An 18,469-nucleotide genomic window follows, 5' to 3' on the forward strand; every position below is an offset into this window, starting at 1 on the left:
TCCTCCCCGGCAGCCCCGCACCTGAGGGCGGCCGCGCGGTTCAACGATACGCAGGGCGGGAGGGACAGGGGCGGAATGGAATATGTCGGTCAACTAGTCCATGACGTCCGGGTCATAAGGCTCCCCCCACCCCCACGCCTGGTACATCGCCTCCGCGAACGCCCCCGCGATCTTCCGCTCCCCGCTCGCGTTCGGGTGCGTGCCGTCGTACGTGTCCAGGTGGATGTCGTACGACGGCGGCCACGACGCCAGCAGCAGCGGCGAGCGCGGCTCGTCGAGGTCGGCGAGCGCCTTCGCCAGGAGTTCATTGAAGCGCGCCAGCTCGGTGGCGAAGGACTCCTCGGTCTCGGCGCGCACGTTCGGGATCACCGGCAGCACCACCATCCGCACGCCGGGCCGCGCCGCCCGCGCCCCCGCCACGAACTCCCGCACGTTCCGCGCCGTCTGCTCGGCGTTCGTGTAGAACCCGAGGTCTATCAGGCCGAGCGACACGAGCAGCACGTCCGCCCGGTGCGCCCGTACCGCGTCCCCGATCAGCGGCGCCATGTGCAGCCAGCCCTCGCCCCAGCCGGCCAGATGGGCACGGGGGAAGTCCGGGTCCGCGTACTCGTACGACGTCGGCGCGTCCGTGGCCTTGTCGTACAGCGTCTCGCGCGGGCCGACCAGCGCGAACGGCCCCCCGTACGTGGTGCGCAGGTGCTGCCACAGCCGGTAGCGCCACGTGTGTTCCCCGGCGCTCCCGATGGTCATCGAGTCGCCGACGGGCATGAACCTGAGCATCCGCTCATGATGGATGATCGGGTGCGGAGCGCGGGACCCGGCGGGGTGTGAGGCCCACCACGCCGTCCGCCCGGCGGGACGGGTGGCAGTCTTGGTCGCATGCGCCGACCGTTCGCCCCGCTCGCCGTCCTCGCCGCCGCCCTCCTCACGGGCGCGTCCGCCGCGCCCGCCTGCGCCTCGGCGGTCTCCGCACCCGCCGCAGCGGCGCCCGCGTCCCTCGCCGGCTCCGCCTCCGCCTCGAGTTCTGCCCTCAGCTCTGCGGCTGCCTCTGCCTCTGTCCCTGCCTCCGCTTCCGCCGACGAAGACGAGGGGTTCACCATCAAGGACCCCCGCATCGTCGAGTCCAGCGGGCTGGCGGCCTCCCGGCAGCACCCGGGCATCTACTGGACCCACAACGACCAGGACACCGGCGCGTACCTCTACGCCGTCGACAGCGCCACCGGGAAGACCGTCGCGACCATCACCCTCACCGGCGTCGGCCGGCCCCGCGACGTCGAGGCGATCTCCATCGGACCCGACAACCAGATCTGGGTCGGCGACATCGGGGACAACGACGGCGTCCAGTGGGACTACGTGTGGGTGTACCGGCTGCCCGAGCCGGCCCGGCTGAAGGACCAGACGATCCGGGCCACGCAGTACGTGGTCAAGTACCAGGACGGCTCGCGCGACGCCGAGTCCCTGGTCGTCCACCCGAAGACCGGCCATGTCTACATCATCGACAAGCACGAGGACGGCGGCCACCTGTACGCGGGCCCGGACCGGCTCTCCACCACCGCCCCCAACGTCTTCAAGCCGGTCGCGCCCATCGACCTGTGGGCCACCGACGCCGCCTTCTCCCCGGACGGTCGGCGGCTCGTCGTGCGCGGGTACTTCGGCGCCGTCGCCTACGACTGGAACGACGGCCGGCCGCGCCGCATCGGCCGCCTCGACGTGCCCCTCCAGCGCCAGGGCGAGTCCGTCACCTACACCGCCGACGGCTCCCGTCTGATGTACGGCAGCGAGGGCGCCGAGAGCACCGTCGTGGCGGAGGACCCGCCCGGCGGCGGTGCCGGCGCCGACGGCAACTCGTCGTCCGGCGGAGGGAGTTCGTCGGGTGCCTCGGGCGCCTCCGGGGGCGGCGGGGGCGGGCTGGACGACGGCCTGACGCGGGGCGCCCTGGCGGTGGCGCTGGTGTGCGGGGCGGTGTTCGCGGTGCGGCGGCTGATCAAGCGGCGGTGAGCGGGTAGTCCCTACGGCCCACTTGACGTGCTCATGTGACGCCGGTTTCCTGGGAGGCACGGGCGGTGGGAGCGCTCCCACCCGATTCCGGGCCCGTCCCTCCCGAGGAGGAGACAGCGACATGTTCCACAGCTTGCGCAGAACGCTGGGCACGGCCGCCGCGGCGCTCGCCCTGGCGTTACCGCTGGGCATCGGCGCACAGTCCGCCCAGGCGGCACAGCCGCGGACGGCGCCGGACACGGCGGCCGGGACGGTGACGGCCGCCGACGCGGGAGCCGGCTACTGGCACACCAGCGGACGGCGCATCCTGGACGAGGCCGGGCAGCCGGTCCGGATCGCCGGCATCAACTGGTTCGGCTTCGAGACCGGCAACCACGTCGTCCACGGCCTGTGGTCCCGCGACTACAAGAGCATGCTCGACCAGATGCGCTCGCTGGGCTACAACACCCTCCGCCTGCCCTTCAGCGACGACATCCTCAAGCCCGGCACCACCCCCGAGAGCATCGACTTCTCCGGCGGCAAGAACGCCGACCTCCAGGGCGAGGACTCCCTCGGCGTCCTCGACCGGATCGTCGCGTACGCCGGCCAGACCGGCCTGAAGGTCATCCTGGACCGCCACCGTCCCGACTCCGGCGGCCAGTCGGCCCTCTGGTACACCTCGGCAGTCCCCGAGTCGACGTGGATCGCCAACCTGAGGTCCCTCGCCTCCCGTTACGCGGGTGACCCGACCGTCGTCGGCATCGACCTGCACAACGAGCCCCACGATCCCGCCTGCTGGGGCTGCGGCGACACGGCCCGGGACTGGCGCCTCGCGGCCGAACGGGCCGGCAACGCCGTCCTGTCCGTCAACCCCGACCTCCTGGTCTTCGTCGAGGGCGTGCAGACGTACAACGGCGTCTCGGGCTGGTGGGGCGGCAACCTCATGGGCGTCGCCGACCACCCCGTCCGGCTCGACGTACCGAACCGGCTCGTCTACTCCGCCCACGACTACGCGACCAGCGTGGCCCAGCAGAGCTGGTTCAGCGACCCGTCCTTCCCGGCCAACATGCTCGGCGTCTGGGACCGTTACTGGGGTTACATCTTCAAGCAGGACATCGCCCCGGTGTGGGTCGGAGAGTTCGGCACGACCCTCCGGTCGACCGTCGACCAGCGGTGGCTGGCCGCCCTGGTGGACTACCTGCGCCCGACCGCGACGTACGGTGCCGACTCCTTCCACTGGACGTTCTGGTCCTGGAACCCCAACTCCGGTGACACCGGCGGCATCCTGAAGGACGACTGGCAGACGGTCGACACCGTCAAGGACGGCTACCTCACGAGCGTGAAGGCACCGGGCTTCCCGGGCGGCGGCGGTGGCGACGGCGGCGGAGACGGTGGCGGGGACGGTGGCGGGGACGGTGGTGACGGTGGCGGTGGCTCCACGGCGGCCTGTGCCGCCGCCTACACCGTCAGCAGCGACTGGGGTGGCGGCTTCAACGCCGAGGTGAAGGTCACCAACACCGGCACCACGGCCATCGGCTCCTGGAAGGTGACCTGGACCTGGTCCGGCGCCCAGCAGATCACCAACATGTGGAACGCCTCGTACACCCAGACCGGTTCCACGGTGACGGCGGTGAACGCCGCCCACAACGGCAGCCTCGCACCGGGCGGTTCGGCGAGCTTCGGCTTCGGCGGCGCGCCGGGCGGGGCGGGCACGCCCAGCGTGACCTGCACGGCGAGCTGACCGCGGACCGAACGGACCGAACGGACCGAACGGACCGAGCCGGCCGGCTGACCGATCCGGCCGACGGGCGCCCGGTGGGCCACCGGGCGCCCGTCTCACGCTGTCAGGTGCTGTCAGGACAAGGAAGACGGCCGTGCCGCCGGTTCGGGGAGCAGGTCACCAGGGCCAGCGACAGATATGCGGGGATGGCCCCGGCCGCAGCGAACCTGACCGCCGCCCCGCAGTCTGCTCCCCGCACCCGCGGGGATGGCCCCACGCCGAGAGCCTGGGCGTGCGACATGGCTGCCTGCTCCCCGCACTCGCGGGGATGGCCCCGGGTCTCGGCGTAGCCCGCTGATCCGGGAGCCGCCTGCAATTCAGCGCCTGAGTACGTACGTTCGCACCGGGTCCTCGGTGACTTCCCGGAGGGGCGGGCCGGGACGGGTGGGTACACGCCAGCACTCCTCGTCGCGGGGCAATGGCAAGCGGTAGCCGGCCGCGCGGGAGCGCTTGGCCCAGCGGCGCCAGCGGGCGTCGCGGGGGTTCGGTAGCCGGTGGACGGGCGGTCCCGAGGTGGGGATCTCGCGTACGGGGGTCAGGGCGGCGCGCCGGGTGAGCAGGCGGGCGGCGGTCTCATAAGCCTGCCGGAACACGCGTCGCCTCCTGCCTCTCCGGGAGCGTGAACCGGGCCCACACGCATTTCCGGAACGGCTCCTGCCGGTGGCCCCAGGCGTCGGCCAACCCCTCCACCAACGCGAGTCCGCGCCCCCGCTCCTCGTCCGCACCGGAGTGGTGGAGCTCCGGGAGGTGCTCCCGGTCGGGGTCCGAGACCTCCAGCGTCAGGTCGGGTCCGTGGAGGGTGAGCGTGACCTCGACCAGGGCGTGCGAGACCCGGCAGTGGGCCACGGCGTTGGTGACGAGTTCGTTCGCCAACAGGGTGATGGTGTCGGCCGGTTCACCGGTGACACCCCAGTCCGCGAGCGCCTTGCGGATGCGCTGCCGTGCGGTCGGCACGTGCCTTTTGCGCTTGGCAATGCGGAAGGTTTCGGTTTCTGGCATGACTGGGAAGCTAGGGCCGCATTCGTAACCAACGCAATGCGAACCAATGAATACATGCAGACGTGTCGCTCGATCGTGTGATGCACCCCGACGTGAGGGGGCATGCATGGCATGGTTTTCCGCAGGAGAGGGGAGGCCCCATGCCCGCAGGTGGACGGCCGACGGTGCGCAGCAGGCGCCTGGGTACGGCACTCAGGCAGTACCGGCAGGCTGCCAAGCTCGACCAGCCGCAGGCCGCCGAGGTCATTGCGTCAAGTCAGGCCAGGATCAGTCGCCTTGAGAGCGGGCATGTCACCGCCCGTGTCATCGAGGTGCGGCTGCTGCTGGACGCGTACGGCGTCGAGGACCAGGAAGTACGCACCAAGCTGGAGGAGTTGGCCAAACACTCCAAGAATCGCGGCTGGTGGCTCGAACACGCCGCGCACCTGCGGCCGGACTACGTTGACCACATCGCGCTGGAGGACGACGCGACCTACATCCGCGAGTGGCAGCCGGCCATCGTGCCGGGGCTCCTGCAAACTCCGGCCTATGCGGAGGCCGTTGTCGCCGGTGGCCCTCACCCCATCGATCCGGAACGGGTCGCCGAGTTGGTGAAGGTGCGTGTGGGTCGACAGGCGAAGATCGAGGAAGGCGGAGCGTCGTACACTGCCATCCTCTGGGAAGCGGTCGTTGCGCATCCGCTCGTGCCCGTTGAAGTTCACCGGGAGCAGCTGTCCGCCATTCTGGAGGCCGGAGAGCGGAAGAACGTCACTGTGCAGGTGTTGCCGTTCACCGCGGGTGCACTGGGTGGCTCTGCCTCCGCCTTCTCTTCCTTCAGTTTCGACGAAGACCCGACGGTGGAAGCGGTCACCCTGGACAACCTGCGGGGTACATCGGTCCTCGAAGGCTCCGAAGACCTCACTGCTTACGCCAATATGTTCGACCTACTACGATCGTCGGCACTGGCACCGGATGCGAGCGCCGAACTCATCCGGGGCATACTGCGGAACTTGAAGGAAGAGACATCGTGACCGAGGTCGTAAGCCCCTTCTGGAAGTCGTCGTACTCGGGCCAGGAGAACAACTGCGTCGAGGTCGCCGACACCGCCCCCGGCGGCCGCGCCGTCCGCGACAGCAAGCAGCACGACGGCCCCCTGCTCACCGTCTCCCGCGACAGCTGGCAGGCATTCCTCCAGCAGTTCGCGTAGGCGTCGCACACGTACGAAGGGCGCCCGGCGAGACAACATCGCCGGGCGCCCTCGTCGTCGTGGGAGAGCCGTTACAGCTTCTCGATCACGTAATCCACGCACTTCGTCAGCGCCTCGACGTCCGCCGGGTCGATCGCCGGGAACATCGCGACGCGGAGCTGGTTGCGGCCGAGCTTGCGGTAGGGCTCGGTGTCGACGATGCCGTTGGCGCGCAGGACCTTGGCGACGGCGGCGGCGTCGACCTCGTCGGTGAAGTCGATGGTGCCGATCACCTGGGAGCGCTTGGCGGGGTCGGTGACGAAGGGGCTGGCGAACTTGACGTCCTCGGCCCAGCCGTACAGCGTGCGGGCGGAGGTGGCGGTGCGCCGGACCGCCCAGTCCAGGCCGCCCTGGCCGTTGATCCACTCCAGCTGCTGGTTGAGGAGGAAGAGGGTGGCGAGGGCGGGGGTGTTGTACGTCTGGTTCTTGCGGGAGTTGTCGATCGCCGTGGGCAGGCTGAAGAACTCCGGGATGTGCCGGCCCGACGCGTGGATCCGCTCGGCGCGCTCGATCGCGGCCGGGGAGAACACGCCGATCCACAGGCCGCCGTCGGAGGCGAACGACTTCTGCGGGGCGAAGTAGTAGACGTCCGTCTCGGCGATGTCGACCGGGAGGCCGCCGGCGCCGGAGGTGGCGTCGACCAGGACCAGCGAGCCGGCGTCCGCGCCCTCGACGCGCTTGATCGGCATGGCGACGCCGGTCGAGGTCTCGTTGTGCGTGTAGGCGTACACGTCGACGCCTTCCCGCGCGACCGGCTCGGGGTGCGTGCCCGGGTCGGCGGAGACGATGTCCGGGTCGGCCAGCCACGGCGCGAGCTTGGCGGCCTTGGCGAACTTGGAGCTGAACTCGCCGAAGGAGAGGTGCTGCGACCTGTTGTCGATCAGGCCGTGCGTCGCGATGTCCCAGAAGGCGGTGGAGCCGCCGTTGCCGAGGATCACCTCGTAGCCCTCGGGCAGCCGGAACAGCTCGGAGACGCCCTCGCGGACCTGGCCGACCAGGTTCTTCACGGGGGCCTGGCGGTGCGAGGTGCCGAGCAGGGAGGTGCCGGTCGCGGCGAGGGCGTCCAGCGCCTCCGTGCGCACCTTGGAGGGGCCAGCGCCGAATCGACCGTCGGCGGGCTTGATGTCAGCGGGAATCTGGATCTCAGCCACGAAGGGGAGCGTAGCCCCTGGGGGAAACCTGGTCGAAACGTCGTCCGTCGGGTGAGACGGATGGTGGACACGGCCGCCGCACGGGCTGCTTTGCTGGAGGCATGACTGGTCTGGAGGCAGTACCGGTGGCCGAGCTGGAGGCCGCGCTGCGTGCCGTGGTCCGCGGTGACGTCGCCTTCGGCGTCACCGCCCGTGCCCTGGTCACCATGGACGCGTCCAACTACCGCCGCGTCCCCCGCGGTGTCGTCGCGCCGCGCGACGCCGACGACGTGGCGGCCGTGCTGGCGGTGTGCCGGGAGCGGGGCGTGCCGGTGGTGGCCCGGGGCGGGGGTACGTCCATCGCGGGGCAGGCCACCGGCACCGGCGTGGTGCTCGACTTCACCCGCCACATGAACCGCCTGCTCGCCCTGGACCCCGAGGCCCGTACCGCCGTGGTGCAGCCGGGCCTCGTCCTCGACCGGTTGCAGGAGGCCGCCGCGCCGCACGGGCTGCGCTTCGGCCCCGACCCGTCGACCCACAGCCGCTGCACCCTCGGCGGCATGATCGGCAACAACTCGTGCGGGTCCCACTCCGTGGCCTGGGGCACGACCGCGGACAGCGTGCGCCGGCTGGATGTCGTCACCGCGCGAGGGCAGCGGCTCCGGCTGGGGCGGGGATGGGGGGCGGCCGGGTCGCCGGAGGGGCTGCGGGAACTGGTCGACGGCGGGCTCGCCCGGCTGCGCACCGGCTTCCCCGAGCTGCCCCGCCGTATCTCCGGCTACGCCCTGGACGCGCTGCTGCCCGAGAACGGCGCCGACGTCGCCCGCTCCTTCTGCGGCTCCGAGGGCACCCTCGGGGTGCTCACCGAGGCCGCCGTACGGCTCGTGGAGGCGCCACGCGCGCGTGCGCTCGCCGTGCTGGGGTACGGCGACGAGGGCGCGGCGGCGGAGGCGGCGGCAGGGCTGCTGACCCAGGGGCCTCTGACCGTGGAGGGCATGGCGGCCGACCTGGTGCGGTCGGCGGCGGAGCTGCCGCGCGGCGGGGCCTGGCTGTTCGTGGAGACCGGTGGTGAGTCTGCGGGTGAGGCACGCGCGCGTGCGGAGGCGGTCGTGCGGGCCGCCGACGCCGTGGACGCGCGGGTGGTGACCGACCCGGGCGCCCAGCGGGCGCTGTGGCGGATCCGGGAGGACGCCAGCGGAACGGCCACCCGGATGCCCGACGGCACGGAGGCCTGGCCCGGCTGGGAGGACTGCGCGGTGCCGCCCGCCCGGCTCGGCCCCTACCTGCGGGACTTCCGTGCGCTGCTCGCCGCCCACGGCCTGCGCGGCACGCCCTACGGGCACTTCGGGGACGGCTGCATCCACGTCCGTATCGACTTCGACCTGCTGACCCCGCCCGGCGTCGCCCGCTTCCGCCGCTTCTCGGAGGAACTGGCCGACCTGGTCGTCGCACACGGCGGCTCGCTCTCCGGGGAGCACGGCGACGGGCAGGCGCGCGCCGAACTGCTGCCGAGGATGTACGGCGAGGACATGGTCCGCCTCTTCGAACGGGCCAAGGTCGTGTGGGACCCCGACGACCTGCTCAACCCGGGCATGCTGGTCCGCCCGGCGCCCCTGGACGCGGACCTGCGCTTCGCGGTGCTGCCCCGCGAGCCCGTCCCGGTCGCCTTCGGCTACCCGGCCGACGGCGGTGACTTCGCGGCGGCGGTACGGCGCTGCGTGGGCGTCGCCAAGTGCCGTACGACGACGGCGTCCGGGCCGGACGTCATGTGCCCGTCCTTCCGCGTCACCGGCGAGGAGGAGCACTCCACGCGCGGGCGCGCGCGGCTGCTGCACGAGATGCTCGCCGGTGAGGTCGTCACCGGCGGCTGGCGGTCGGAGGAGGTGCGGGACGCCCTGGACCTGTGCCTGGCCTGCAAGGGCTGCCGCTCCGACTGCCCGGTCGGCGTCGACATGGCCACCTACAAGGCGGAGTTCCTGCACCACCACTACGCGGACCGGCGTCGCCCGGCCGCGCACCACAGCATGGGCCGGCTGCCCGAGTGGCTTCGCGTGGTGGACCGTGCCCGGCTGGCCCGGCCGCTGAACGCCCTCGCCGCGGTACGCCCCCTCGCGCGGCTGGGGAAGCGGCTGGGCGGCGTCGCCGCCGAGCGGGAGATCCCTGCGCTCGCTCCGGTGACGTTCAGCCGGTGGTGGCGGGGCCGGGGCCCGGAGCCGGAGAGCCGGGCCGCGCCCGGTGACCTGGTGGTGCTGTGGCCCGACACCTTCACCGAGTACCTCTCGCCGTCCGTCGGGCGGGCCGCCGTGCGCGTCCTGGAGGCGGCCGGACTGCGGGTCACCCTGCCGCCGACGGTGCGGCCGCGCGTACGGCCGGTCGGCGACGGCACGTCCCGGTCGCCCGCGGCGCTGCTGAGCGCCGCGGTGACGGCCCGGCGCGGCCGGGTCTGCTGCGGGCTGACGTACGTCTCCACCGGCCAGCTGGACCGGGCCCGTACGGTGCTGCGCCGCACCCTCGACCTGCTGGAGCCGGTGCTGGAGACGGCCGCGCCGGTCGTCGTGCTGGAGCCGAGCTGTGCCGCCGCCCTCCGCGGCGACCTGCCGGGGCTGCTGCCGGACGACCCGCGCGCGGCCCGGCTCGCGGACCGGGTCCGCACCTTCGCGGAGGCCCTCGAACAGCACGCCCCCGACTGGGCGCCACCCCGCGTGGACCGGCCGGCCGTCGGCCAGACCCACTGCCACCAGCACGCCGTGCTCGGCGACGCCGCCGACCGCCGTCTGCGGGCCGCCGCCGGCCTCGCCGGGGACCTCGTCGGCGGCTGCTGCGGCCTGGCCGGCGACTTCGGCTTCGAACGGGGGCACTACGAGGTGTCGGCGGCCTGTGCCGAGGAGCGGCTGCTGCCGGCGGTGCGCCAGGCACCCGGGGGCGCGGCCGTCCTGGCCGACGGCTTCTCCTGCCGCGCCCAGCTGGAGCAGCTGGGCGGGGTGCGGGGGCGGCACCTGGCGGAGGTGCTGGCCGAGGCGCTGGAACGGGAGGACGGTGAGACAGTGGCATAAACGCTTCACACACCTGACCGGGTCCATTACCGTGGACTTCGCAGTGCAGCACGATGAACAATGGGCCGACGGGCGTGCCCCGAACGGCGGCGCCCCGCCCCGGCGGCCCGCCCCCTCGGCCCGACAGCCCCGCCCCTCCGAGCCCCTGGACCGCCCGTGACCGCCCCTGAAGCCGCCGCCACCTCCTCGCCGCAGGCCGTCGCCGGCCGTGCGGTGACCCCGTCCCGCCGGGGCGGCTCCCTCGGGCCCGTCGGCCTGGTGCTCGCCGGCGGAGTGTCCGTGCAGTTCGGCGGTGCGCTCGCGGTGCTGCTGATGCCGCGGGCCGGCGCCCTGGGCGTGGTGGCGCTGCGGCTGTTCGCGGCTGCGGTCGTCCTGCTGCTGGTCTGCCGGCCGCGCCTGCGCGGGCACTCCCGCGCCGACTGGGGCACGGTGATCGTCTTCGGCGTCACCATGTCCGCGATGAACGGCCTCTTCTACCAGGCCCTCGACCGCATCCCCCTGGGCCCGGCGGTCACCCTGGAAGTGCTCGGCCCGCTGACCCTGTCGGTGCTGACCTCGCGCCGCGCGGTCAACCTGGTCTGGGCCGGACTCGCCCTCGCCGGCGTCTTCCTGCTGAGCGGCGGCGGCTTCGGCGGCCTCGACCCGCTGGGCGCCGCCTTCGCCCTCGGCGCGGGCGCCATGTGGGCGGCGTACATCGTCTTCAGCGCCCGTACCGGCCGCCGCTTCCCGCAGGCGGACGGGCTGGCGCTGGCGATGGCCGTCGGTGCGGTCCTCTTCCTGCCGCTGGGGGTCGCCGAGGCCGGCGCCAAGCTCGTCGACCCGGTGACCCTGGGGCTCGGAGCGGCGGTCGCCCTGCTGTCCTCGGTCCTCCCGTACACCCTCGAACTGCTCGCCCTGCGCCGCCTCCCCGCCGCCACCTTCGCCGTCCTCATGAGCCTGGAACCGGCCCTCGCCGCCGCGGCCGGCTTCCTCGTCCTCGGCCAGGCCCTGTCCACCCCGCAGGCCGTCGCCATCGCCCTGGTCATCGGGGCCAGCATGGGCGCGGTGCGAACCCAGGTGGGGAGGCGGAAGTCCCGGCGGGCCACGGGCGAGCACATGCAGAGCCAATAAATCATGCAAGCATGCTTGATTGTTTAGGGGCGTGCTGCCATGCTCCTCCGCATGGCCGACCCGACGCCCGTGTTCGACGACCTGCGTACCGAAAGCGACGAACTCGACCGGCTCGTCGCCGACCTGGGGCCGGAGCGCTGGACGCTCCCCACCCCCGCCCCCGGCTGGACCATCGCCCACCAGATCGCCCACCTCGCCTGGACCGACCACTCGGCCCTGCTCGCCGTGACCGACGCCGACGCCTTCCGCGCGCTGGTGGAGAAGGCCCTTCAGGCTCCGGAGTCGTTCGTCGACCAGGGCGCGGAGGAGGGCGCGCTGCTGCCGCCCGGCGAACTGCTCACCCGCTGGCGCCGGGGCCGCGCCGCCCTCGACCGGGCCCTGCGGGCCGCACCGCCCGGCGCGCGCTTCCCCTGGTACGGCCCGCCCATGTCGGCCGCCTCCATGGCCACCGGACGCCTCATGGAGACCTGGGCCCACGGCCAGGACGTGGCCGACGCGCTGGGCGTCGCCCCCACCCCGACCGACCGGCTCGCACACGTCGTCCGGATCGGCGTGCGCGCCCGCGACTTCGCGTTCGGCGCGCGAGGCCTGCCCGTCCCCGGCGAGGAGTTCCGCGTCGAACTCGTCGCCCCCTCCGGCGCCCTCTGGGCCCACGGCCCCGAGGACGCCCGCCAGCGCGTCACCGGACCCGCGCTCGACTTCTGCCTCCTGGTCACCCAGCGCGCCCACCGGGCCGACCTCGCCGTCCGCGCGGAGGGCGAGGACGCCGACCGCTGGCTGGACATCGCGCAGGCGTTCGCGGGGCCGCCGGGTGCGGGCCGGGAGCCCAAGGGGCAGCAGGCGTGAGGCCGCTGCGCGTAGGCAACGCCTCCGGCTTCTACGGGGACCGTTTCGACGCCGTGCGCGAGATGCTCACCGGCGGGGAGCTGGACGTCCTCACCGGCGACTACCTGGCCGAGCTGACCCTGCTGATCCTCGGCCGGGACCGGGTGAAGGACCCCGCGGCCGGCTACGCCCGCACCTTCCTGCGGCAACTGGAGGACACCCTCGGCCTCGCCCGGGAGCGCGGCGTGCGCATCGTCACCAACGCGGGCGGGCTGAATCCGGCCGGGCTCGCCGGGAAGGTGCGGGAGCTGGCGGACCGGCTCGGCGTCCCGGTGCGGGTCGCCCACGTCGAGGGCGACGACGTCCGCCCCCGCTTCCCGGAGAGCCTCACCGCCAACGCCTACCTGGGCGGCTTCGGCATCGCCGCCTGCCTGCGCGCGGGCGCGGACGTCGTGGTGACCGGGCGGGTGACGGACGCGGCCCTGGTCACCGGGCCCGCCGCCGCCCACTTCGGCTGGACGCCCGACGACCACGACCGGCTGGCGGGCGCGGTCGTCGCCGGGCACGTGCTGGAGTGCGGGGCGCAGGCCACCGGCGGCAACTACGCGTTCTTCCGGGGCCGCGACGTCCGCCGCCCCGGCTTCCCGCTCGCCGAGATCCACGCCGACGGCAGCAGCGTCGTCACCAAGCACCCCGGCACCGGCGGCTTCGTCGACACCGGCACGGTCACCGCCCAGCTGCTCTACGAGACCTCGGGCGCCCGCTATGCCGGCCCCGACGTCACCGCCCGCCTGGACACCGTCCGGATCGCCCAGGACGGCCCCGACAGGGTGCGGATCACCGGGGTGCGGGGCGAGGCGCCGCCCCCGGACCTCAAGGTCGGCCTGAGCCGGCTCGGCGGCTTCCGCAACGAGGTCGTGTTCGTGCTCACCGGCCTGGACATCGAGGACAAGGCGGCCCTGGTGCGCGAACAGATGGACGAGGCGCTCGCCGAGTCGCGCCCGGCCGACGTCCGATGGGACCTGGTGCGCACCGACCGGCCCGACGCCGACACCGAGGAGACCGCGAGCGCCCTGCTGCGGCTCACGGTGCGCGACCCCCGGCAGGAGGCCGTGGGGCGGGCGCTGAGCGGGGCCGCGGTGGAGCTGGCGCTGTCCGGCTATCCCGGCTTCCACGTGTCGGCCCCGCCCGGCAAGGGGGCGCCGTACGGCGTGTTCGAGGCGGCGCGCCTGCCGCAGGGCGATGTCGAGCAGGTGGCCGTGCTGCCGGACGGGCGCCGTCTCGCCGTACGGCCGCCCGAGGCGACCCGCCCGCTCGACGACGTCCCGGAGCCGCCGCTGCCCGAGCCGCCGCCGCCCGGGCCCACCCGCCGGGCGCCGCTCGGGCTGGTCGCCGGGGCGCGCAGCGGCGACAAGGGCGGCGACGCCAACGTCGGGGTGTGGGTGCGCACCGACGAGGCGTGGCGCTGGCTGGTCCACGAGCTGACCGTCGACCGCTTCCGGCAGCTGATCCCGGAGAGCCGCCCCCTGCCGGTCACCCGGCACGTCCTGCCGCACCTGCGCGCCCTGAACTTCGTCGTCGAGTCGATCCTCGGCGAGGGCGTCGCCGCCCAGCACCGTTTCGACCCGCAGGCCAAGGCGCTCGGCGAATGGCTGCGCTCCCGCCACCTGGACATCCCGGAGGCCCTCCTGTGACCGTTCTGACCTCCGCCCTGGACACCGCGGACCCCGGCCACCGGGCCAACCGCGAGGCCATGCTCGCCAAGCTCGCCGATCTGGACGCGGAGCACGCCAAGGCGCTCGCGGGCGGCGGCGAGAAGTACGTCGAGCGGCACCGGCGGCGCGGCAAGCTCCTGGCCCGTGAGCGCATCGAGCTGCTCCTGGACCCGGACACGCCGTTCCTGGAGCTGTCGCCGCTGGCCGCCTGGGGCAGCGAGTACCCGGTGGGGGCCTCCCTGGTGACCGGGATCGGGGTCGTCGAGGGCGTGGAGTGCCTGATCACCGCGAACGACCCGACCGTGCGGGGCGGGGCCAGCAACCCGTGGTCGCTGAAGAAGGCCCTGCGCGCCAACGACATCGCGCTCGCCAACCGGCTGCCGTGCATCAGCCTGGTGGAGTCCGGGGGCGCCGATCTGCCGTCCCAGAAGGAGATCTTCATCCCGGGCGGGGCGATCTTCCGCGACCTGACCCGGCTGTCGGCGGCGGGCATCCCGACCGTCGCGGTGGTCTTCGGCAACTCCACCGCGGGCGGCGCGTACATCCCGGGCATGTCCGACCACGTGATCATGGTCAAGGAGCGCGCGAAGGTGTTCCTCGGCGGGCCGCCGCTGGTGAAGATGGCCACCGGGGAGGAGAGCGACGACGAGTCCCTGGGTGGCGCGGAGATGCACGCGCGCGTGTCCGGTCTCGCGGACTACTTCGCCGTCGACGAGCCGGACGCGCTGCGGCAGGCCCGCCGGGTCGTGGCGCGGCTCAACCACCGCAAGGCGCACGGCGATCCCGGGCCCGCCGCGCCGCCCGAGTACGACCCGGAGGAGCTCCTGGGGATCGTCCCCGGCGATCTGCGCACCCCCTTCGACCCGCGCGAGGTGATCGCCCGGATCGTCGACGCCTCCGACTTCGACGAGTTCAAGCCGCTCTACGGGACGAGCCTGGTCACCGGCTGGGCGAGCCTGCACGGCTACCCGGTCGGTGTCCTGGCGAACGCCCAGGGCGTCCTGTTCAGCGAGGAGTCCCAGAAGGCCGCCCAGTTCATCCAGCTCGCCAACCAGCGCGACATCCCGCTGGTCTTCCTGCACAACACCACCGGCTACATGGTCGGCAAGGAGTACGAGCAGGGCGGCATCGTCAAGCACGGCGCGATGATGATCAACGCGGTGAGCAATTCGCGGGTGCCGCACCTGTCGGTCCTCATGGGGGCCTCCTACGGCGCCGGGCACTACGGCATGTGCGGGCGCGCCTACGACCCGCGGTTCCTGTTCGCCTGGCCGAGCGCCAAGTCCGCCGTGATGGGCCCGCAGCAGCTCGCCGGCGTGCTGTCGATCGTCGCCCGCCAGTCGGCGGCGGCCAAGGGACAGCCGTACGACGACGAGGCGGACTCCGCGCTGCGCGCCATGGTGGAGCAGCAGATCGAGTCCGAGTCCCTGCCGATGTTCCTGTCGGGGCGGCTGTACGACGACGGCGTCATCGACCCGCGCGACACCCGCACCGTTCTCGGCCTGTGCCTGTCCGCCGTGCACACCGCGCCCTTCGAGGGCGTGCGGGGCGGCTTCGGCGTCTTCCGGATGTGAGGGGTCACGTGTTTTCCACTGTGCTGGTCGCCAACCGCGGCGAGATCGCCTGCCGCGTCTTCCGCACCTGCCGCGAGCTGGGTCTCGGGACGGTCGCCGTGTACTCCGACGCCGACGAGAACGCCCTCCACGCGCGCGTGGCCGACGCGGCGGTACGGCTGCCCGGGGCGGCACCCGCCGAGACGTACCTGCGGGGCGACCTGATCGTGAAGGCCGCGGTGGCCGCCGGCGCGGACGCCGTGCACCCCGGGTACGGCTTCCTCTCCGAGAACGCCGACTTCGCGCGCGCGGTGCTCGACGCGGGCCTGGGATGGATCGGCCCGCCCCCGGCGGCCATCGAGGCGATGGCGTCCAAGACACGCGCCAAGGAACTGCTGGGCCTCGCCCCGCTGGACGAGGTCACCGAGGCCGATCTGCCGGTGCTGGTGAAGGCGGCCGCGGGCGGCGGGGGGCGCGGCATGCGGATCGTGCGCCGCCTCGACGACCTCAGCGCCGCCCTGGAGGGCGCACGCGCCGAGGCCGCGAGCGCCTTCGGCGACGGCGAGGTGTTCGTCGAGCCCTACGTCGAGCACGGCCGGCACGTGGAGGTGCAGGTACTCGCCGACGCGCACGGCACGGTGTGGGCGCTGGGCACGCGCGACTGCTCGCTCCAGCGCCGCCACCAGAAGGTGATCGAGGAGGCGCCGGCGCCCGGACTCACCCCGGCGCTCGCGGAGGAGTTGCGCGCGCTGGCCGTACGCGCCGCGCGCGCCGTGGACTACGTGGGCGCGGGCACCGTCGAGTTCCTCGTCGCGCACGACCGGGCGCACTTCCTGGAGATGAACACCCGCCTCCAGGTCGAACACCCCGTCACCGAGATGATCTACGGCATCGACCTGGTGGCCGAGCAGATCAGGATCGCCGAGGGCGCCGTCCTGGCCGACGCCCCGCCCCAGGCGCGCGGCCACGCCGTCGAGGCCCGCCTCTACGCCGAGGACCCGTCCCGCGACTGGGCGCCGCAGACCGGCCGCCTGCACCGCCTGACCGCCCCCGACGGCATCCGCCTGGACACCGGCTACACCGACGGCGACGACATCGGCGTCCACTACGACCCGATGCTCGCGAAGGCCGTCGCCCACGCCCCCACCCGAGCCGAGGCGATCCGCAGACTGGCCGGCGCTCTGGAACACACCACCCTGCACGGCCCCGTCACCAACCGCGAGCTGCTGATCCGCTCCCTGCGGCACGAGGAGTTCACCTCCGCCCGCATGGACACCGGCTTCTACGACCGTCACCTCGCCGCCCTCACCGCGCCCGCCCCCGACCCGCACGCCCCGCTCGCCGCCGCCCTCGCCGACGCGCACGGCCGCTCCCGCTTCGGCGGCTGGCGCAACATGCCCGCACAACCGCAGGTCAAGCGGTACGAGATGGCGGGGCGGGAACACGAGGTCCGCTACACCCACACCCGCGAGGGCCTGCGGGCCGACGGGGTGCGGGTGGTGCACGCGGACGGCTCGGCGGTCGTCCTGGAGGCCGACGGCGTGCGACGCCGCTACGACGTGGCCCGCTACGGCGACCGCGTGTACGTCAACACCACGGCCCTGACCGCCCTGCCCCGCTTCCCGGACCCGACCACCCAGCAGGCCCCCGGCTCCCTCCTGGCACCGATGCCGGGCACGGTCGTCAGACTCGCGGACGGTCTCGTCACCGGATCGGGCGTCCGCGCCGGTGAGCCGATCGTCTGGCTCGAAGCGATGAAGATGCAGCACGTCATCGCGGCCCCGGCGACGGGCGTGCTGACCGCCCTGCCGGTGACACCAGGACAGCAAGTGGAGGTCGGAGCCCTTCTGGCCGTGGTCGAGGAGACCGACCCGGAAGGGACGCGGGGAACAGCGCGAGCAACCACCCACGAGGACCAGCCCGGAGGACACCGATGACCACCCACATCGAACCGCAGGAACACAAGGCGCTGCGCGAGGCGGTCTCGTCCTTCGCCACCAGCCACCACGACCTGGACAACAGGGACCTCTGGCAGAAGGCCGCCAAGCTCGGCTACATCGGCGTCAACCTGCCGGAGGCCTACGGCGGTGGTGGCGGCGGCATCACCGAACTCTCCCTCGTCCTCGAAGAACTGGGCGCCGCCGGCAACCCCCTGCTCATGATGATCGTCTCCCCGGCGATCTGCGGCACCGTCATAGCCCGCTTCGGCACCGAAGCCCAGAAACGGCAGTGGCTGCCCGCGCTCGCCGACGGCAGCCGCCTCATGGCCTTCGGCATCACCGAACCCGACGCCGGCTCCAACAGCCACCGCATCACCACCACCGCCCGCCGCGACCCCGGCACCGGGGACTGGCTCCTCACCGGCCGCAAGGTGTTCGTCTCCGGCGTGGACATCGCCGACGCCACCCTCGTCGTCGGCCGCACCGAGGACTCCCGCACCGGCCGCCTCAAGCCCTGCCTGTTCATCGTCCCGCGCGACACCCCCGGCTTCTCCCGCCGCAAGATCGACATGGAACTCGACAGCGTGGAGAAGCAGTTCGAACTCGTCCTGGACGACGTCCGGCTCCCCGCCGACGCACTCGTCGGCGACGAGGACGCCGGGCTGCTCCAGCTCTTCGCCGGCCTCAACCCCGAGCGCATCATGACGGCCGCCTTCGCGATCGGCATGGGCCGCCACGCCCTGTCACGCGCCCTCGACTACGCCCGCGAGCGCACCGTCTGGAACACCCCCATCGGCGCCCACCAGGCCATCGCCCACCCCCTCGCCCAGGCGCACATCGAACTCGAACTGGCCCGCCTGATGATGCAGAAGGCCGCCGGGCTGTACGACGCGGGCGACGACGCCGGTGCCGGCGAGGCCGCCAACATGGCCAAGTACGCGGCCGGGGAGGCCTGTGTGCGAGCGGTCGACCAGGCCGTGCACACCCTCGGCGGCAACGGCCTCACCCGCGAGTTCGGCCTGGCCCGGCTGATCACGGCCGCGCGGGTGGCCCGTATCGCCCCGGTGAGCCGCGAGATGATCCTGAACTACGTCTCCCACCAGACCCTGGGCCTGCCCAAGTCGTACTGACGGCTCGTAGCGACCGCTCGTAGCGACCGCTC

General features: G+C 73.2%; 14 protein-coding genes. 11 read left to right on the top strand and 3 right to left on the bottom strand.

Translation table 11 applies throughout. From position 1 onward, the window contains the following. Positions 1-93 precede the first annotated feature (93 nt). Positions 94-780 (bottom strand): GDSL-type esterase/lipase family protein, encoded by a 687-nt coding sequence (locus AC3ET3_RS13740; protein WP_432137331.1) that lies wholly within the window; start codon positions 778-780, stop codon positions 94-96. 99 nt (positions 781-879) lie between these two features. Here AC3ET3_RS13740 and AC3ET3_RS13745 point away from each other — a divergent pair, with 99 nt between their 5' ends. Beyond that, positions 880-1,998 (top strand): WD40 repeat domain-containing protein, encoded by a 1,119-nt coding sequence (locus AC3ET3_RS13745; protein WP_432137332.1) that lies wholly within the window; start codon positions 880-882, stop codon positions 1,996-1,998. Between the two features lie 121 nt (positions 1,999-2,119). Then, positions 2,120-3,718 (top strand): cellulase family glycosylhydrolase, encoded by a 1,599-nt coding sequence (locus tag AC3ET3_RS13750; protein ID WP_435612206.1) that lies wholly within the window; start codon positions 2,120-2,122, stop codon positions 3,716-3,718. 612 nt (positions 3,719-4,330) lie between these two features. On the opposite strand, the gene AC3ET3_RS13755 is transcribed toward AC3ET3_RS13750, so the two are convergent. Then, on the bottom strand, positions 4,331-4,756 hold the full coding sequence (locus AC3ET3_RS13755) for an ATP-binding protein (RefSeq protein WP_435612207.1): 426 nt from the start codon (positions 4,754-4,756) through the stop codon (positions 4,331-4,333). Positions 4,757-4,896: 140 nt separating this feature from the next. On the opposite strand from AC3ET3_RS13755, the gene AC3ET3_RS13760 reads away from it, so the two are divergent. Both AC3ET3_RS13760 and AC3ET3_RS13765 read left to right on the top strand, forming a co-directional pair. Continuing rightward, positions 4,897-5,766 carry a helix-turn-helix domain-containing protein gene (locus AC3ET3_RS13760; protein WP_435612208.1) on the top strand — a complete coding sequence of 290 codons (870 nt, stop codon included), beginning with the start codon at positions 4,897-4,899 and terminating at the stop codon, positions 5,764-5,766. Then, the gene (locus AC3ET3_RS13765; RefSeq protein WP_432137336.1) at positions 5,763-5,942 is read left to right on the top strand and encodes a DUF397 domain-containing protein; all 180 of its coding nucleotides are present in this window, start codon (positions 5,763-5,765) and stop codon (positions 5,940-5,942) included. Before AC3ET3_RS13760 ends, AC3ET3_RS13765 begins: the two co-directional genes overlap by 4 nt. Before the next feature lie 71 nt (positions 5,943-6,013). On the opposite strand, the gene serC is transcribed toward AC3ET3_RS13765, so the two are convergent. Next, on the bottom strand, positions 6,014-7,132 hold the full coding sequence (gene serC / locus AC3ET3_RS13770; protein ID WP_432157527.1) for a phosphoserine transaminase: 1,119 nt from the start codon (positions 7,130-7,132) through the stop codon (positions 6,014-6,016). 101 nt (positions 7,133-7,233) lie between these two features. Between serC and AC3ET3_RS13775 the strand changes: the two genes are divergently transcribed. The 7 genes from AC3ET3_RS13775 to AC3ET3_RS13805 all read left to right on the top strand — a co-directional run bounded on the left by AC3ET3_RS13775 (position 7,234) and on the right by AC3ET3_RS13805 (position 18,437). Further along, positions 7,234-10,164: an FAD-binding and (Fe-S)-binding domain-containing protein gene (locus AC3ET3_RS13775; protein ID WP_435612209.1), complete on the top strand. Its 2,931-nt coding sequence runs from the start codon at positions 7,234-7,236 to the stop codon at positions 10,162-10,164. 156 nt (positions 10,165-10,320) lie between these two features. Next, a complete protein-coding gene (locus AC3ET3_RS13780; protein ID WP_432137339.1) occupies positions 10,321-11,274 on the top strand; it encodes an EamA family transporter in 954 nt (317 codons plus the stop codon). 51 nt (positions 11,275-11,325) lie between these two features. Then, positions 11,326-12,120: a TIGR03084 family metal-binding protein gene (locus AC3ET3_RS13785; protein ID WP_432137340.1), complete on the top strand. Its 795-nt coding sequence runs from the start codon at positions 11,326-11,328 to the stop codon at positions 12,118-12,120. Next, entirely contained in the window at positions 12,117-13,793 is a 1,677-nt protein-coding gene (locus AC3ET3_RS13790; RefSeq protein WP_435612210.1) for an acyclic terpene utilization AtuA family protein, read from the top strand. Before AC3ET3_RS13785 ends, AC3ET3_RS13790 begins: the two co-directional genes overlap by 4 nt. Next, positions 13,790-15,388 (top strand): acyl-CoA carboxylase subunit beta, encoded by a 1,599-nt coding sequence (locus AC3ET3_RS13795; RefSeq protein WP_432137342.1) that lies wholly within the window; start codon positions 13,790-13,792, stop codon positions 15,386-15,388. Before AC3ET3_RS13790 ends, AC3ET3_RS13795 begins: the two co-directional genes overlap by 4 nt. A gap of 8 nt (positions 15,389-15,396) precedes the next feature. Next, entirely contained in the window at positions 15,397-17,304 is a 1,908-nt protein-coding gene (locus AC3ET3_RS13800; RefSeq protein WP_435612211.1) for an acetyl/propionyl/methylcrotonyl-CoA carboxylase subunit alpha, read from the top strand. Further along, positions 17,301-18,437 (top strand): acyl-CoA dehydrogenase family protein, encoded by a 1,137-nt coding sequence (locus AC3ET3_RS13805; protein ID WP_432137344.1) that lies wholly within the window; start codon positions 17,301-17,303, stop codon positions 18,435-18,437. Before AC3ET3_RS13800 ends, AC3ET3_RS13805 begins: the two co-directional genes overlap by 4 nt. The last annotated feature ends 32 nt before the right edge of the window (positions 18,438-18,469 follow it).

The organism is Streptomyces sp. bgisy159 (assembly GCF_057707805.1).

What these genes read in the sequence shown, in the direction of transcription:
- AC3ET3_RS13740 (WP_432137331.1), bottom strand. Translation starts at nt 780, where the DNA reads ATGCTCAGGTTCATGCCCGTCGGCGACTCGATGACCATCGGGAGCGCC.
- AC3ET3_RS13745 (WP_432137332.1), top strand. Translation starts at nt 880, where the DNA reads ATGCGCCGACCGTTCGCCCCGCTCGCCGTCCTCGCCGCCGCCCTCCTC.
- AC3ET3_RS13750 (WP_435612206.1), top strand. Translation starts at nt 2,120, where the DNA reads ATGTTCCACAGCTTGCGCAGAACGCTGGGCACGGCCGCCGCGGCGCTC.
- AC3ET3_RS13755 (WP_435612207.1), bottom strand. Translation starts at nt 4,756, where the DNA reads ATGCCAGAAACCGAAACCTTCCGCATTGCCAAGCGCAAAAGGCACGTG.
- AC3ET3_RS13760 (WP_435612208.1), top strand. Translation starts at nt 4,897, where the DNA reads ATGCCCGCAGGTGGACGGCCGACGGTGCGCAGCAGGCGCCTGGGTACG.
- AC3ET3_RS13775 (WP_435612209.1), top strand. Translation starts at nt 7,234, where the DNA reads ATGACTGGTCTGGAGGCAGTACCGGTGGCCGAGCTGGAGGCCGCGCTG.
- AC3ET3_RS13785 (WP_432137340.1), top strand. Translation starts at nt 11,326, where the DNA reads ATGGCCGACCCGACGCCCGTGTTCGACGACCTGCGTACCGAAAGCGAC.
- AC3ET3_RS13805 (WP_432137344.1), top strand. Translation starts at nt 17,301, where the DNA reads ATGACCACCCACATCGAACCGCAGGAACACAAGGCGCTGCGCGAGGCG.